Annotated in this window: 13 protein-coding genes; 9 read left to right on the top strand and 4 right to left on the bottom strand. The window is 60.1% G+C overall.

Annotated elements, in window-relative coordinates:
- The first annotated feature begins 81 nt into the window (after positions 1–81).
- From PL599_RS02835 to PL599_RS02810, 6 genes are all read left to right on the top strand, one after another.
- Positions 82–1,146 carry a LacI family DNA-binding transcriptional regulator gene (locus tag PL599_RS02835; RefSeq protein WP_269824058.1) on the top strand — a complete coding sequence of 355 codons (1,065 nt, stop codon included), beginning with the start codon at positions 82–84 and terminating at the stop codon, positions 1,144–1,146.
- Complete coding sequence (locus PL599_RS02830; RefSeq protein ID WP_269824059.1) at positions 1,139–3,016, top strand: DUF2264 domain-containing protein; 1,878 nt, start codon at positions 1,139–1,141, stop codon at positions 3,014–3,016. Before PL599_RS02835 ends, PL599_RS02830 begins: the two co-directional genes overlap by 8 nt.
- Positions 3,013–4,029 carry a hydroxyacid dehydrogenase gene (locus PL599_RS02825; RefSeq protein ID WP_269824060.1) on the top strand — a complete coding sequence of 339 codons (1,017 nt, stop codon included), beginning with the start codon at positions 3,013–3,015 and terminating at the stop codon, positions 4,027–4,029. Before PL599_RS02830 ends, PL599_RS02825 begins: the two co-directional genes overlap by 4 nt.
- On the top strand, positions 4,026–4,802 hold the full coding sequence (locus PL599_RS02820; protein ID WP_269824061.1) for a sugar phosphate isomerase/epimerase family protein: 777 nt from the start codon (positions 4,026–4,028) through the stop codon (positions 4,800–4,802). Before PL599_RS02825 ends, PL599_RS02820 begins: the two co-directional genes overlap by 4 nt.
- Positions 4,803–4,900: 98 nt before the next feature.
- A complete protein-coding gene (locus PL599_RS02815; RefSeq protein WP_269824062.1) occupies positions 4,901–5,161 on the top strand; it encodes a DUF4160 domain-containing protein in 261 nt (86 codons plus the stop codon).
- Positions 5,158–5,637: a hypothetical protein gene (locus PL599_RS02810; protein ID WP_269824063.1), complete on the top strand. Its 480-nt coding sequence runs from the start codon at positions 5,158–5,160 to the stop codon at positions 5,635–5,637. The genes PL599_RS02815 and PL599_RS02810 overlap by 4 nt, the downstream gene beginning before the upstream one ends.
- A 17-nt stretch (positions 5,638–5,654) precedes the next feature.
- Here PL599_RS02810 and PL599_RS02805 read toward each other — a convergent pair whose 3' ends face one another.
- The 4 genes from PL599_RS02805 to PL599_RS02790 all read right to left on the bottom strand — a co-directional run bounded on the left by PL599_RS02805 (position 5,655) and on the right by PL599_RS02790 (position 9,926).
- Positions 5,655–6,731: an ABC transporter ATP-binding protein gene (locus PL599_RS02805; protein WP_269824064.1), complete on the bottom strand. Its 1,077-nt coding sequence runs from the start codon at positions 6,729–6,731 to the stop codon at positions 5,655–5,657.
- 77 nt (positions 6,732–6,808) lie between these two features.
- Positions 6,809–7,684, bottom strand: coding sequence for a carbohydrate ABC transporter permease (locus tag PL599_RS02800; RefSeq protein ID WP_035210311.1), 876 nt, complete (start codon positions 7,682–7,684; stop codon positions 6,809–6,811).
- Positions 7,677–8,630, bottom strand: a complete 954-nt coding sequence (locus PL599_RS02795; protein WP_162520601.1) for a carbohydrate ABC transporter permease — start codon at positions 8,628–8,630, stop codon at positions 7,677–7,679. Before PL599_RS02795 ends, PL599_RS02800 begins: the two co-directional genes overlap by 8 nt.
- A 6-nt stretch (positions 8,631–8,636) precedes the next feature.
- A complete protein-coding gene (locus PL599_RS02790; RefSeq protein ID WP_271358792.1) occupies positions 8,637–9,926 on the bottom strand; it encodes an ABC transporter substrate-binding protein in 1,290 nt (429 codons plus the stop codon).
- 117 nt (positions 9,927–10,043) lie between these two features.
- Between PL599_RS02790 and PL599_RS02785 the strand changes: the two genes are divergently transcribed.
- The 3 genes from PL599_RS02785 to PL599_RS02775 all read left to right on the top strand — a co-directional run bounded on the left by PL599_RS02785 (position 10,044) and on the right by PL599_RS02775 (position 13,317).
- Positions 10,044–10,754, top strand: coding sequence for a TetR/AcrR family transcriptional regulator (locus PL599_RS02785; RefSeq protein WP_149147495.1), 711 nt, complete (start codon positions 10,044–10,046; stop codon positions 10,752–10,754).
- 246 nt (positions 10,755–11,000) lie between these two features.
- Positions 11,001–12,143, top strand: coding sequence for a Gfo/Idh/MocA family protein (locus tag PL599_RS02780; protein WP_269824066.1), 1,143 nt, complete (start codon positions 11,001–11,003; stop codon positions 12,141–12,143).
- Positions 12,144–12,153: 10 nt separating this feature from the next.
- A complete protein-coding gene (locus PL599_RS02775; protein ID WP_271358791.1) occupies positions 12,154–13,317 on the top strand; it encodes a dihydrodipicolinate synthase family protein in 1,164 nt (387 codons plus the stop codon).
- The last annotated feature ends 2 nt before the right edge of the window (positions 13,318–13,319 follow it).

Genomic DNA, 13,319 nt, shown 5'->3' with positions numbered 1-13,319 from the left:
TGACCACTTAAATTCTTGCAAATTTTCTTAGTTTGCAATATTTGCATCATATTAGATTTTTTTGCAAGCGCAGGAGACGATATGAACGATACGCCCGACATCAGCCGCCCGCGCCAGTCGGATATCGCCCAGCGCGCCGGCGTTTCCATCAGCACCGTCTCGCGCGTTCTTGCAGGGGAAAAGGGTATCAGCGCGTCGATCCAGACTAAGGTTCTGGGGGTGGCGGCGGAACTTGGTTATCCCTTGCGGCCGGTCACAAACCAGACCGGCGGCGTGCCGCTGGAGGGCAAGAAAATCCTCGCCCTCATGTCCGCCGAAAGGGCGACCGGCGATATCGGCGCTTTTTATCACGATATTTTCGACATGCTGCGCAGCCTTGCCCAGACGGACGGTTTCGAACTCGACATCCGGCTTTTGCACCAGAAACAGGTGGATGATGCGCTGACCCAGCGGGTCTGCGAGGTGGACGGTCTTCTCGCCATCGGTCTCGATCCCGAGGATGAAATCATCCACCGCATCACGCAGGGTGTGCTGCAACCGGTTCTGGTCAACAGCGCCGATCCCTTGATGATGCTGGACTGCGTTTCGCCTTCCAATTTTTACGGTGGGGCGCTGGCGGCGCGGCGGCTTCTGGAACTCGGGCACCGCAAGGTCGCCTATATCGGCCCGCATCATCGCCACACCATAAGGGAGCGTATGCGCGGCTTCCGCCACACGATTCTTGAGGGAGAGGGAACGACCTATGAGGAGTTTCTGCTTTCGACGGCGGATAGCGGCTTCGGACAGGCAGGCGATGCAGTTCGCCAGCTATTGGCCAAAAACCCTGAACTCACCGGCATCTTCTGCATGAATGACGCGATTGCGCTCGGGGCGCTGGGGGCAGCGCAGGAGCTTGGCCTCGCCGTGCCGGACGATCTTTCCATCATCGGCTTCGACGACCTGCCCTTTGCCGAACTTTCCACGCCCCGTCTCAGCACCATCCGCGTCGACCGTCGAGAAATCGCCCGTGAGGCGGTGGAACTGATGCGCCGCCGGCTGACGGAACCCTCTGCCAATGCCCGTCAGGTGCAGCTTGGCGTGCAGCTGGTGGAAGGACAGACGGCCGGCAAGGCGAAAAAGACGGGAAAGGCAGCACGCGATGCATGACACCATGAGTAAGCCCACCATGGCCAGATTCAATCCGCTGCATGGCAATCCGCTCAAAAGCCGCGCCGATGTCCGACGGGCGCTGGATGACAGTTTCGCGCCGCTTCTTCCCTATTTTTCGCCGGGCGGCGCAAGAGTGACGCTCAGCGGAGCCGCCGCGCATTTCGACCGGGCGGCGGCCGATCTGGAAGGTTTCGCCCGGCCGCTCTGGGGCATCGCACCGCTTGCGCTGAGCGGCGATCATTTCGACCATTGGCCGCTTCTGGCACAGGGAATTGCCAACGGCACCGATCCTTCCCATCCCGAATATTGGGGCGATGTGCGCCAGAAAGACCAGCGGCTGGTAGAGCTTGCAGCAATCGGGTTTGCGCTGCGGCTTGCGCCGCAGCACCTGTGGGAACCGCTTTCCGACGCGCAGAAAGACAATGCGCGGCGTTATCTGCTGGCGGCGCGCGAGCGCAATTACGCCGATAATAACTGGAAGTTCTTCCGGGTGATGGTCGATATGGCGCTTGATCATCTCGGCATCGAATTCGACCGCAGCCTGACCGAGACATTCCAGAAGGAACTGGACGAGTTCTATATTGCCGACGGCTGGTATCGTGACGGTAATTATCGCCGCATCGACCATTACATCGCCTTCGCCATGCATTTTTACGGCCTGATCTACTCGAAACTCAGCAAGCCTGACGACGCCTACGCCGCACGTTACCGGGAGCGGGCGCGCCTCTTCGCCGTCGATTTCGCCAGCTGGTTCGATGAGGATGGCGGCACGCTCGCCTTCGGCCGCTCCATGACCTATCGCTTCGCTTGCGGCGGCTTCTGGGCCGGCCTTGCCTTTGCCGATGAGGAGGCGCTGCCCTGGGGCGAAATCAAGGGGCTTTATCTGCAACATCTGCGCTGGTGGGCGAAAAAGCCGATTGCCGACCGCGACGGCGTGCTCTCCATCGGCTACGCCTATCCGCAGCTCACCATGTCCGAAAGCTATAATTCGGCGGGCTCGCCCTACTGGGCCTTCAAGGCCTTTCTGCCGCTGGCCCTGCCGGAAAGCCACCCCTTCTGGCTGGCGCAGGAAAAACAGCCTGAAACATCCGCAAATCCAAAGCCGCTCGCTCATCCCGGCATGGTGATGATGCGGGCCGCCGGCAATGTCACGGCACTTTCCAGCGGCCAGGAAAACCTTTCCATGCGTGGCGGGCCGGAAAAATATTCCAAATTCGCCTATTCCTCGCGTTACGGTTTCGGCGTGGAAGTGGACGAGCGTGGTTTCAAGACCAACGGTTTCGACAACATGCTGGCCTTTTCCGAAGACGGCCTGCATTACCGCGTGCGCGAGACCAACGAAAAGGTTCTGCTGGCCGGGGAAAGCCTGCGGGCGACATGGAAGCCGTTCCCGGATGTGGCGGTTGAAACGACGCTGGTTGCGGCTGGCGACTGGCATATAAGGCTGCACCGGATCACCTCCGCCCGTCCCCTTTCGGTGACCGAAGGCGGCTTCGCTATCAACCGCAACGACGGCGACCGCGACGCCGTGCGCGAAGAGCCGGGCCGGGCGACTGCCGATTGCGGAACGGACATATCCGACATTGTCGATCTCGGCTCCAGCATAACCCGCCACGGCGTGGCGCTGAAGGCGCTGCCCAACACCAATCTCGTTAACGCCAAGACCACGGTGCCGCAATTGCGGGGCGAGATTCCGGCGGGCGAAACCCTCCTTGCCTGCGCGGTCTTTGCGGGGATGGCCGGGCCAGAAAGCGAAAAAGCGCTGGCGATGCCACCTGTCTTTCCGGATATGGACGCGCTCGACCGCCTGTTTGCCGAACGGGGCGTTTCGGTCAGCAGCATGGCGGCAACGGGAGAGCCGCAATGACGAGCCCGCTTCCGCGTCTCAGCCTTGCCATGGACCCGGAGCGAACCCAGCATGTGCTGACACCGCAGGCGCTCGACAGGCTGTCGCAGAGCCTCGAGATTCTCGATACGGGGCGGATCTGCGATTTCCACGATCCCGCAGTTAAAGAGCAACTGGCACGGACGGATATTCTTCTGACCGGCTGGGGCTGTCCGGATATCGGCGCACGGGAGCTGGCGCTGATGCCGTGCCTCAAACTGATCTCCCATGCCGCCGGCACGGTCAAATATTTCCTGTCGCAGGCGGTGTTCGATCGTGGCGTTACCGTGTGCAGTGCGGCGGAGGCGAATGCGCAGCCGGTCGCCGAATTTTCGCTGGCGATGATCCTGCTCGCCGGCAAGCGCACCTTCGGCTTCCGGCGTCTCTATCTGGAGCACCGAGATCGCGCCCCTGTCGAAGGATTGCAGGCGCAGGCCATCGGCAATCTCGGCCTCACGGTCGGCATTGTCGGCGCCTCACGCATCGGACGTCGCGTCATCAATCTGTTGCAGCCCTTCGATCTCAACCTTATCCTTTTCGACCCGCTTCTAAGCGTTGCGGAGGCGGAAAAGCTCGGTGTACGTCTCGTTTCGCTTGAGGAGCTGGTGGCGGTGAGCGACGTCATTTCCCTGCATGCGCCTTCCCTGCCGGAGACACAGCATATGATCGGCGCGGCAGCGCTTGCCCGCATGAAGGACGGCGCGACCCTGATCAATACGGCGCGCGGCGCGCTGGTGGATGAAGACGCGCTTCTGGCCGAACTGAAAACCGGACGCATCGAAGCCGTCATCGACGTGACCGACCCGGAAGTGCCGCCGCCGGATTCACCCTTCTACAGCCTGCCCAACGTGTTCCTGACGCCGCATATCGCCGGCGCCACCGGCCTTGAACGCGCAAGGCTCGGTGACATGGCGATTGCCGAAATCGAACGCTTCTGCCGCGCGGCACCCCTGCAACAGCAGGTGCGGCCGGAACATCTGGAACTGATCGCATGAGATTTTTCGAGCCGGGCCTCTGCTCCGTCACCTTCCGCTCCCTGTCGCCACAGGCCGTCATCGACCTTGCCGCCGCAAACGGCATCAAGGCAATCGAATGGGGTGCGGATATCCATGTACCGCCCGGCGATCTCGAAAATGCAAGGGATGTGGCGGCGCGGACGGCAGAAGCCGGCCTCTCCGTCTCGTCCTACGGCTCCTATATCTTTGCGCCGGATTCTACGCCGGAAGATGTGGCTGCCGTGCTCGAAACCGCAAAGGCCCTCGGTGCCGGCCATATCCGTATCTGGCCCGGCAGCCGCAAACGCCCGTCTGCCGATTACTCCCCAGGCGAACGCCGCGCGGCGGCGGAAGCGCTGACGACAATCGCCCGCCGGGCGCACGACGATGGCATCACAATCGGCCTCGAATATCACCCCAACTCACTGACGGACACCCTGCCCTCGGCCCTGCAACTCATGCAGGACTTGCCGATGCCCAATCTCTTCTTTTACTGGCAACCCGCCCCCGGACTGCCGCTGGAGGACGCACTCACGGAAATATCCGCACTCGGCCCACGCATCTGCCACCTGCATGTCTTCGCCTGGCTCGCCGACGCCAGCCGTCTGCCGTTTGTCGAGCGCGCGGAGTACTGGCGGGCGTGCATGGATGCATTGCCGGAAGGCGACTGGACGAAGACGGCTTTCGCGATGCTGGAATTCGTCAAGGGTGACGATATCGAGCAGTTCGCGGAAGATGCGGCGGTTCTCGGCGACATTCTTTATAGAACATAGAACCCGCCCTATGACTGCCCACTGGTCAGGAATATGCTTCTTTGCCCCCTTCACATAGTGAAATTTATGCACTATGTTTTATTGATGCGTGGGGGCGCATGGGCAGACTGGTTCAGATCGGGAACATCATTATACGCGTCTATGCGAACGATCATTTGCCACCGCATTTTCACATCATAACACCGGATGCCGATGCCCTTGTCGACATCGAAAATCTGGAGATCCTGCGCGGCAAGCTATCCCGCAGGGCTGAAGCCGAAGCTTTGGCATGGGCGAGAAACAATGGGAACCTGATTGTCGATGAATGGAATCGGACGAACCCGCGTTTTCCCATTGTAGGAAAGGGAAAGAAGTCATGACACCGCGCATCAAAACCATCCTGCCCCATCCACCTTGCACGCTCACTATCGACTGGGCAGACGGAAGCCGGTCGACTGCCGATCTGACCGGATGGATATCGACCGGAAGAAAATTGCTCAATCCGCTCCATTCGGCAGATATCTGGCAGACCGCGACAGTCGCCGACTATGGCGCGAGCGTGGAATGGGACGGAGACGACCTGGCAATCGATGCCTATCACCTTTACCAGATCGCGCAGGACCAGCGGGATTTCGATGTGGAGGACCTGCGCAAATGGCAGGAGGAAATCGGCCTTTCCAATAATGAGGCGGCGGATTTTCTCGGCGTCACTTTACGGACGTGGAACAACTATCGCGCGGGCACGCCCGTAAGCCACGCGGTCAAGATGCTGCTGCGGGCCACCCAGCGCGACCCGCTTCTCATGCATGCGCATTTTCGTCCCCGCCGGCCAGGACGCCCGAAACACGCAGCGTAAGACGGCTGCCGGCAGCGCTATATCCGCCGCCCATCCGCCCCGAACAGATGCGTCTTCGCCAAATCAAACGCAAAGGGAATGGTCTCGCCGATGCGGATATGGCGCTGGCCGTCCAGCAGCACGGTGGCGGGCTGGCCGTCGGGGGTCGCGGTGTAGACCACCGTTGAGCCGCCGAGATGTTCGACGAGCTGGATGGAAGCCTCACCCAGCGAGGCGGACTGCTCCTGCGGGTTCACATGTTCCGGGCGCACGCCGAAGGTGAGCGGTTCGCCCTGTTGCGCGGCGACCGGCTTTTCCAGGACGATGCGCTGACCGGCCACCTCTATGGTGCGGTTGGAACTGTCGGTGGAAGCCACCTTGGCGGAGAGGAAATTCATCTTCGGCGAACCGATGAAACCGGCGACGAACTGGTTTGCCGGGTTGTTGTAAAGATCGAGCGGGCGGCCGACCTGCATGATGCGGCCTTCGCGCAGCACGACGATCTTGTCGGCCATGGTCATGGCTTCCACCTGGTCATGCGTCACATAGATCATGGTGCTGCCGAGCGTCTGGTGCAGCTTCGCGATTTCGACGCGCATCTGCACGCGCAGTTCCGCATCGAGGTTGGAAAGCGGCTCGTCGAACAGGAATATCTTCGGTTCGCGCACAATGGCGCGGCCGATGGCGACACGCTGGCGCTGACCGCCCGAAAGCGCCTTCGGCTTGCGCTGCAACAGGGGCCCGATCTGCAGGATGTCGGCGGCCTTCTGCACCCGCGCCTGGACTTCCGGTTTCTTGTAGCCTGCCGTTTCAAGACCGAAGGCGAGGTTCTTGTAGACGCTCATGTGCGGATAGAGCGCATAGGACTGGAAGACCATGGCGATTCCGCGCTTGGAGGCGGCGGTTTCGTTGACCCTTTCGCCATCGATGCGAAGATCGCCCTCGGAGATTTCTTCCAGTCCGGCGACCATGCGTAAAAGCGTGGACTTTCCGCAGCCCGAGGGACCGACGAAAACCGTGAATTCGCCCGGTTCGATCTTGAGATCGATGCCGTGGATGACCGGAAAAGCGCCGAACCGCTTGACGATTTTTTCCAGAGTAATGCTGCTTGCCATGCTGTTTCTCCCGACTGTCGCGCCGCGCAAAGGGCAGCCACGACAGTGTTGATGGTCTTATAAAATGTTTTCTCGGTTCAGCGTTTCATTCCCGTCGTCGCGATACCTTCGATCAGCAGCCGCTGGAAAAACAGGAAGAACAGGAAGACCGGCACCAATGACAGGTTGGACATGGCGAAAAGCGAGGTCCAGTCCGAGCTGCCGGTGGAATCCACGAAGGATCGGAGACCGAGCTGCACGGTGTAGGTGTTGATGTCGTTCAGATAGATCAGCGGCCCGAAGAAATCGTCCCAGGTCCAGATGAAGGAAAAGATCGCGGCCGTAGCCAACACCGGCAGCGACAGGGGCAGCATAATCTTCCAGTAGATGCGGAAGGGCGAACAGCCATCCATCACGGCCGCCTCGTCCAGTTCGCGCGGGATACCACGGAAGAACTGCACCATCAGGAAGATGAAGAAGGCATCCGTCGCGAGGTATTTCGGCACGATCAGCGGCAGCGACGTGTTCACCCAGCCCATTTCCAGAAACAGGATATATTGCGGGATGAGCACGACGTGATAGGGCAGCATGAGCGTGCCGAGCATCAGCGCAAACCAGAAATTGCGCCCGCCGAACCGAAGCCTTGCAAAAGCAAAGGCGGTGAGCGAGCAGCCGACCACATTCCCTATGGTAGCGAGCACCGAGATGAAGAAGGAGTTCCAGAAGAACTGCCCGAAACTAACCTGCAGCCCCGTCCAGCCACGGATATAACCGCCAAAATCGACTGCCGAGGGAATGAGCGAGGAAGAGCCGAACAGCTCATCCTGCGGCCGGAAAGAGCCCGATATCATCCACAGGATCGGATAGAGCATCGCGAAGGACGCGATGATCAACGCCGTGTGGAGCATCACCGATTTCAGCGGCGAGCGTTGCGGGCCTTGTCCCGGCCGGGGGGCGGTAACAGCGTCAGTCATCGTAATGCACCCAGTATTTTGCGCTGAGGAACGAGAAGGCCGTGAACAGCGAGATGATGATCACCAAAATCCAGGCCAGCGCCGAGGCATAACCCATGCGGAAGAAACCGAAGGCTTCCTGATAGAGGTAGAGCGTGTAGAACAGCGTCGAGTTGATCGGCCCGCCGGAGCCTTCGGAAATGATGAAGGCGGGCGTGAAGGCCTTGAAGGCGTCGATCGTCTGGATGACGGCGTTGAAGAAGATCACCGGCGTCAAAAGCGGCAGGGTAATGCGGAAGAACTGCCGCACCTTGCTCGCGCCGTCGATATCGGCGGCCTCATACATGTCCTGCGGGATTTGTCTCAGACCCGCAAGGAAGATGATCATCGGCGAACCGAACTGCCAGACGGACAGGATAACCAGCGTGTAGATAGAATAATCAGGATTGGAAATCCAGCTTGGGCCTTCATAACCGAAAGCCTGCCAGAGCAGCATGTTGACGAGGCCATCGGACGCGAAAAGCTGGCGCCAGAGAACGGCGATCGCGACGCTGGAACCCAGCAGCGACGGCAGATAGAAGATCGCGCGGTAGAGCGTTAGCGCCTTTATGCCGCGATTGAAGGCGAGCGCCACCAGCAGCGCGAAGATGAGCTTCAGCGGCACCGACAGCAGCACATAGGTAAACGTCACCTGCATGGCTGCTGCAAATTTCGGGTCATCGGTTGCGATGCGCACATAGTTCGCCGCACCCACCCAATCCGGCGACTGCAACAGATCGTAATTGGTGAAGGACAGATAAAGCGACGCCAGCGCCGGGCCAAGCGTGAGGCCAAAAAAGCCGATCAGCCAGGGCAGCAGAAACAGGTAGGCGTGAATGTTGCGGTCGAAAACCCGCTTCAGGCCGCCCCGTTTCGGGAGAGCCGCGCCACGGCTCTCCTCCACAAGAGTTTCAGATCGAAAGGCCATAAACCATCACTTCCGTTTGATAACGGTTTCGGATTCCTTGACGAGGCGGTCACCGCCCTCTTCCGGCGTGATCTTGCCGAAGCCAACTTCTTCTGCCGTGCGTTTCAAAACGAAGGCGAACTCGCCCGCGCCCGGAGGCGGCGCCGGCGGCAGATCGCCGACGCCGGGGGTAATCTCGGCAATATAGTCCACCATCGTCTTGCTGACCTCGTCGAGCTTGCTGCTCAACTGGCTGCGCATGGATTCCGACGCCGGAACGCCACGCTCGACGCCGAGAATGTCGACGCCCTGCGGGTCAGCCACGAGGAAGTTGATAAACCCAATCGCCTGCTCGATGCCGGCACTGCCATTGGCGACGCTGATGAGCATGGAGGGTTTTAGATAATGGCCTGAAGGGCCATCCTTCGTGCTCTTCGGATAGGAGCTTATGGCAAGCTTGGACTTGTTCAGCTTCTGATACCCGACGAACTGGTTGGAATGGGCAAATGCAGTTGCCGCCTTGCCCGTCGTCAGCGGGTTGGTTTCAATGTTGAGCTGGTCGAGCGCCTGCACGTCGGCTGGCACACAGGCGCCGCTTTTGCGCAGATCAGCCCACAGGGTGAACCACTTGGTGGCATCGGTCGGATCGAAGCCGATCCCGCCATCCTGCGTGTAGAGCGATTTGCCGTTCTGGCGCAGCCAGTTTTCAAAGCTCGGCTCCACGCCGCTGGCGTCGGCCGTTGCGTAATAACCGGGCTTCGGCTTGTTCTTGCTGAGCTTGGCGGCGTTTTCGGCAAACTCCTCCCAGGTCTGGCCGATCGACGGCGGTGTCGCGCCGGATTTTTCCCAGGCCGCCTGATCAAAGAAGACGGCGCTGGAATTGACGCCGAGATTGATGCCATAAAGCTTGCCATCGACCCGGCCGGAATCGATGTTCATCTTGCCGAAATCCTCGATCTTCAGGCCCTTGCCGATATAGTCATCCAGCGGAGCAAGTGCGCCGCGCCGGCCATATTCGAAGATGTAGCGATAATCCATCTGGATCAGGTCAGGCGCATTGCGGCCGGCAACCTGCGTGGCAAGGCGTGTCCAATAATCGCTCCAGCCTGCGAATTCACCGGCAATGTCGAGATCCGGCTTGACCTGCTTATAGGCTGCTATCGCCTTGTTGGTGCGGTCGGCGCGCTCCTGCGAACCCCACCACAACATGCGAAGGCGCGCGGCCTGGGCCTGCGCTGAACCACCTCCCAGTGCTGCAAGCGACAGGGCGCCGAGCCCCGCTGAAAGCACACCTCTCCTGTGAAGCATCACGGGCATTGGCAACTCCTCCCTATTGACTGCCAATTGATGATGAACGTAAACGACGCTTGCCGTTTTATAACTAATTGGTTACATGGGAACACTGATCGCAAACATTGTCAAGCGGGTGCTGAAATGGAAAAAACGACAACAAACCAGCCGTCCGATCCGGCCCCCGATGCCGCCATGGAGAACACGCCGTCGCCCAAGCGCAAACGCGCGACGGCACAGGTGCGAAACCCGGAAAGGACCCGCGCCGCCATTCTTGAAGCCGCCCGCCGTGAGGTGGCCGCCAAGGGGCTGGCGGGGGCTCGGATAGATGTCGTCGCCCGGCGCGCCGGCACCAACAAGCGGATGATCTACCATTATTTCGGTGACAAGGATGCGCTTTATCTCGCCGTTCTCGAAGACGCTTACCGCCATATCCGCCACACCGAGAGACGGCTTGACCTGGCCCGAAAGGCCCCGTCGGAGGGCCTGCGGGAACTTGCGCTTTTTACCTGGCACTACTTCCTCGACCACCCCGAATTCCTGAGCATCCTCGCCACGGAAAACCTCAATAAAGCCCGCTATCTCAGGCAATCCCCGACGATTACGGCGATGCACTCGAATTTCATTTCAGAGCTGGAAGACGTGCTGCGGCGGGGCAGCGACGCCGGCGAATTCCGTGACGGTCTCGATCCGATCGACGTCTATCTGACCATTGCTTCGCTCGGCGCCTTTTATCTTTCGAACCGGTTCACGCTGTCGACCATCTTCCAGCGCGACCTGACCGACCCTGCCGAACTGGAACGCTGGGGCCAGCATATCGTCGATACCCTGCTTGCTGCAGTGCGGCCGGCCTGAACCGGCCGAACCGATTTTCTCTTTAACAACAGCGACGACGCGCCATTCGCATCCGCGAAGCGCGCCGTTTTCTTTTTGCGACGCGGTGGAGACCCGTAAGTTCAGCGATCCTCACCTCATGAATTTTTCCTATCAAAAACACCTTGACAGATCGCACCTTTCACGAACACAAATAACCAAATGGTTACAAATTGCCATTTTTGACGGAAGCGGCTTTCGGGAAAAGGCCGCCTTGGGAGGAAATTCATGAAACGTATCGGCGTCATCATGCACGGCATCACCGGCCGCATGGGTTACAACCAGCATCTCGTGCGCTCCGTTCTCGCCATTCGCGATCAGGGCGGCGTGCTGTTGAAGAACGGCGAAAGGGTCATGCTCGACCCCATTCTGGTTGGTCGCAACGGCGCGAAGATTGAGGAAATAGCCAAAAAGCACGACGTCGCACGCTGGACGACCGATATCGATGCGGCGCTGGCGAACCCCGACGATACGCTGTTCTTCGATGCCGGCACAACGCAGATGCGCGGCAGCCTGCTGGAGAAAGCCATCAAGGCCGGCAAGAACGTCTATTGCGAAAAGCCGATTTCCGACACGATGGAAGAGGCGCTGGCCATTGCACGGCTGGCCGAAAGCGCCGGCATCAAACACGGCGTGGTGCAGGACAAGCTGTTCCTGCCGGGCTTGCGCAAGCTCGCCATGCTGCGCGACAGCGGCTTTTTCGGAAAAATCCTCTCGGTGCGCGGCGAGTTCGGTTACTGGGTTTTTGAAGGCGACTGGCAACCGGCGCAGCGCCCCTCCTGGAATTACCGTCTGAAGGATGGCGGCGGCATCATTCTCGATATGCTGTGCCACTGGCGTTATGTGCTCGACAACCTGTTTGGACCGGTAAAATCGGTAAGCTGCCTCGGCGCGACCCATATTCCGGAACGTTTTGACGAACAGGGCAAAGCCTACAAGGCGGATGCGGATGACGCGGCCTATGCCACTTTCGAACTTGAAGGCGGCGCCATTGCCCATATCAACTCCTCATGGGCGGTGCGGGTGCGTCGCGACGACCTCGTGACCTTCCAGGTCGATGGCACCCATGGATCGGCGGTGGCGGGCCTGACCAAATGCTTTACCCAGCACCGCGCCAACACGCCTAAGCCGGTTTGGAACCCCGACCAGCCGCAGACCATCGATTTCTACAAGACCTGGCAGGAAGTGCCGGACAATGTCGTCTACGATAACGGCTTCAAGGCGCAATGGGAAATGTTCGTGCGCCACCTCGTCGACAACGACCCTTGGCCCTATGGGCTGATGGAAGGCGTGAAGGGCGTGCAGCTTGCCGAACTGGGTCTTAGATCGTGGAAGGAACGCCGCTGGCTCGACGTTCCCGCCATTTCCTAAGGAGGCAGAGGTGAGTGAACTCAAGCTTCCGAAGGACGACCGCAGCATCGAGGTCTACAGGCTGTCCGGCACGCCGGTCGCCGTTGAGAAACGAAGTGCCGCGGATTTCAACCGCGTCGCCTTCGCCGCCGCCCATGTGGTGGCCGATCCGTTTGCCGATAACGACCCGTGGCTGACGCCCGCCATCGACTGGGACGCGACCCTGCGCTTCCGTCACCGCCTGTGGGACCTCGGCCTCGGCGTCGCCGAGGCCATGGATACGGCGCAGCGCGGCATGGGACTGGCATGGCCGCAGGCGCAGGAACTGATCTCCCGTTCGCTGAAGGAAGCAGCCAGCCGCAAGGATGCTCTGATTGCCTGCGGCGTCGGCACCGACCATCTGAATGGCGGCGGTTACGACCTGAACCAGATTATCGAATCTTATCTCGAACAGCTTGATTTCGTTCAGGGAGAAGGCGGGCGCGTGATCTTGATGGCGAGCCGCGCGCTGGCCGCGACCGCCCGCTCGCCGGATGATTATCTCAAGGCCTATGCGCGGGTTCTCTCCCGCGCCGAGCAGAAAGTGGTGATCCACTGGCTGGGCGACATGTTCGACCCCGCGCTTGAGGGCTATTGGGGTGCCAATGACCATATGGCGGCAATGGAAACATGCCTTGCCATGATCGAGGAGAATGCCGACAGGATCGACGGCATCAAGATTTCGCTTCTCTCCAAGGAAAAGGAAATCGTCATGCGCCGCCGCCTGCCTGCAGGCGTGCGCATGTATACCGGCGACGATTTCAACTACGCCGAACTGATCGCCGGTGATGAGAACGGCCATTCGGACGCGCTGCTCGGTATTTTCGACGCCATAGCGCCGGCGGCTTCGAAAGCGCTGGCCTGCCTGAAGCACGGGGCGGACAATGAATTCTTCGATATTCTGGAGCCGACGGTGGCGCTCTCGCGCCACATCTTCAAGGCTCCCACCCGCTTCTACAAAACCGGTGTGGTGTTCCTCGCCTATCTCAACGGGTTGCAGGATCATTTCACTATGATCGGCGGGCAGGAAAGCACCCGCTCCACGCAGCATTTCGCCGAGCTTTTCCGACTGGCGGACAAGGCCAATGTGCTGACCGAGCCTGATCTGGCCACGCACCGCATGAAGGCGTTTCTGGCCGTCCGCGGCATCGGGTGAAG

The sequence above is a fragment of the Agrobacterium sp. ST15.16.055 genome (genome assembly GCF_027956555.1).
Classification (GTDB): domain Bacteria; phylum Pseudomonadota; class Alphaproteobacteria; order Rhizobiales; family Rhizobiaceae; genus Agrobacterium; species Agrobacterium salinitolerans.
Note: the sequence above shows the minus strand (reverse complement) of the source record. Positions and strands in the feature narration are given on the sequence as shown.

Bases quoted from the DNA above. Each gene is read 5' to 3' on its own strand.
- PL599_RS02835 (WP_269824058.1), top strand. From the start codon at position 82: ATGAACGATACGCCCGACATCAGCCGCCCGCGCCAGTCGGATATCGCC.
- PL599_RS02830 (WP_269824059.1), top strand. From the start codon at position 1,139: ATGCATGACACCATGAGTAAGCCCACCATGGCCAGATTCAATCCGCTG.
- PL599_RS02825 (WP_269824060.1), top strand. From the start codon at position 3,013: ATGACGAGCCCGCTTCCGCGTCTCAGCCTTGCCATGGACCCGGAGCGA.
- PL599_RS02820 (WP_269824061.1), top strand. From the start codon at position 4,026: ATGAGATTTTTCGAGCCGGGCCTCTGCTCCGTCACCTTCCGCTCCCTG.
- PL599_RS02815 (WP_269824062.1), top strand. From the start codon at position 4,901: ATGGGCAGACTGGTTCAGATCGGGAACATCATTATACGCGTCTATGCG.
- PL599_RS02810 (WP_269824063.1), top strand. From the start codon at position 5,158: ATGACACCGCGCATCAAAACCATCCTGCCCCATCCACCTTGCACGCTC.
- PL599_RS02805 (WP_269824064.1), bottom strand. From the start codon at position 6,731: ATGGCAAGCAGCATTACTCTGGAAAAAATCGTCAAGCGGTTCGGCGCT.
- PL599_RS02800 (WP_035210311.1), bottom strand. From the start codon at position 7,684: ATGACTGACGCTGTTACCGCCCCCCGGCCGGGACAAGGCCCGCAACGC.
- PL599_RS02795 (WP_162520601.1), bottom strand. From the start codon at position 8,630: ATGGCCTTTCGATCTGAAACTCTTGTGGAGGAGAGCCGTGGCGCGGCT.
- PL599_RS02790 (WP_271358792.1), bottom strand. From the start codon at position 9,926: ATGCCCGTGATGCTTCACAGGAGAGGTGTGCTTTCAGCGGGGCTCGGC.
- PL599_RS02785 (WP_149147495.1), top strand. From the start codon at position 10,044: ATGGAAAAAACGACAACAAACCAGCCGTCCGATCCGGCCCCCGATGCC.
- PL599_RS02780 (WP_269824066.1), top strand. From the start codon at position 11,001: ATGAAACGTATCGGCGTCATCATGCACGGCATCACCGGCCGCATGGGT.